The organism is Burkholderia sp. RF4-BP95 (genome assembly GCF_001521985.1).
GTDB classification, from domain to species: domain Bacteria; phylum Pseudomonadota; class Gammaproteobacteria; order Burkholderiales; family Burkholderiaceae; genus Burkholderia; species Burkholderia diffusa.
Genome location: NZ_LOSX01000064.1, coordinates 1 through 1,196, shown reverse-complemented (window position 1 = coordinate 1,196; position 1,196 = coordinate 1). Strand labels below are relative to the sequence as shown.

At 60.4% G+C, this 1,196-nt stretch carries 1 protein-coding gene and 1 pseudogene; both read left to right on the top strand.

The window, feature by feature from the left end; all coding sequences use genetic code 11:
* The coding region (locus WS46_RS21195; RefSeq protein WP_257130024.1) for a YmfQ family protein at positions 1 to 592 on the top strand (592 nt) is incomplete at its 5' end.
* Positions 593 to 594: 2 nt separating this feature from the next.
* A pseudogene (locus tag WS46_RS21190) lies at positions 595 to 1,196 on the top strand (hypothetical protein); the annotation flags it as partial.

The following is a 1,196-nucleotide window of genomic DNA, read 5'->3' as shown; positions in this document are numbered from 1 at the left end:
TGACGTTGAGGCCGATGGTATGAACGAACACGCCGAGTTGCTCGGGCGTTTTCTCCCGCCTGTCTCATACGACGCTCGCGAGCCGCGTCTCGCGGCAGAGCTGACGGCCGACGGGAAAGCGCTCGATCGTGCGCTCGCCGACGCCGACACGATCGTGAACGGCATCACGCCGTTCTTCGCGCAACAGCTTCTGCCGGATTGGGAACGCGTGTGCGGCATCACACCGGCCGTTGATGCCACGTTGCAGCAGCGCGTGTCGACCGTCGTTGCGAAGGTCAACGAGACTGGCGGCATGTCGATTCCGTATTTCACGCGCCTCGCGGCCGCGCTCGGCTATCGAATCGAGATCATCGAGCCGGACCCGTTCCGTGTCGACGAAGGCAGGATCGGCGAGGCGATCTGGATCGAAGATATCGTCTACGAATGGGGCGTGATCGTACACGGTTCGCCTTCGCTCGAAATCTACTTTCGCGTCGATGAGAGCGCGGTTGGCGAGCCGCTGCTGACGTTCGCCGACCCCATTCTCGAATCCGTGTTCCAAGACCTGAAGCCGGCCGACACGTTCGTCTACTTCATCTACCAGGAAGAGTAACCATGCAGCGAATCAACACACCGGACGGCAACTGGCATGCGGGCGATCCTTCGCAAGGAATCAAGGGAACGGTCGTCACACGGCAATACATGCAAACCGTCCAGGAAGAGTTGGCGGCCGTTCCCGAAAGCGTCGGCATGAAGCTCGATCCCACCGACAACAAGCAAATCCTCAAGGCGGTCCAGAAGATCGTTAGAGATGCCAGCGCCAACTATCAGCCCAAGCTCGACTACGTGCCCGTGCAGCAAGGTACGGGCGCAGGCCAGGGACAGAATGCGGTGAAGATCGGTTGGGCGAAGGATGGCTCTGGCCTTAGCGTGACGGTCGACTCGAACGATCTCGGCCTGCTCGCATTTGCGAGCCAGCTCTCCGCGTATGCGTCGAAGGATTGGGTAAAGGGATACGCTGTCAACAAGGCTGGCGACACGATGACCGGCACGCTGGTGATTGAGGTGCCGGGTGGATACAGCGGTGTAGTTCTCAGTGCGAGCGGTTACGCACCACGAATCCAAACGGATGGTGCTGGAAAGTTCGTCGGTGTCGTGAACGGCGAGAACACTGCCGTGAACATGTGGGTGTATGACGGTGGCCAGGTCGCGACCCG